Source organism: Streptomyces sp. NRRL S-244, assembly GCF_000717915.1.
GTDB lineage: Bacteria > Actinomycetota > Actinomycetes > Streptomycetales > Streptomycetaceae > Streptomyces.
In genome coordinates, this window is the sequence record NZ_JOCX01000068.1 from 1 (window position 1) to 423 (window position 423).

1 protein-coding gene is annotated in these 423 nt (G+C 57.9%); it reads right to left on the minus strand.

Features of this window, described 5'->3' with window-relative positions; all coding sequences use genetic code 11:
* The coding region (locus IF02_RS35845; RefSeq protein ID WP_234318394.1) for a hypothetical protein at positions 1-319 on the minus strand (319 nt) is incomplete at its 3' end.
* Between the last annotated feature and the right edge of the window lie 104 nt (positions 320-423).

Below are 423 nucleotides of genomic sequence, written 5' to 3' on the forward strand. Positions count from 1 at the left end.
CTCTATCCGTGCTACGGAGCCTCTTAGCTGTGGTCAGGTCGGGGAACAGAAAAAGATCGTCTGCTCCAGTTGATGTAGTCCGGCCGATACTGGACGTCAGCACTTGGAGACGAGCAGCCGAAGCCCGGCCAATCTCCTCAAGCATTTCAAGTCCCCCGTCAGACAAGACCCACGGGTGGGACGCGAAATAACGTCCGCGTTCCAGATCTTCCACCGAGACCCATCTGCTCACTGAGCCAGGCTCATCAATCTGCTCAACGATTGCGGTCCAGACAAGCCCAAGCTCGGCATTCTCGGGCTCACCAGGCTCGCCCTGCACGCTTCGCACTGTCCGGACAGTATTCGAACGCCCGCTATCACTGCGGGATTTTCCGATCAAGATGACTGTAGGTGTTCCATGACCGGGAATATGCGCCCCGGAGG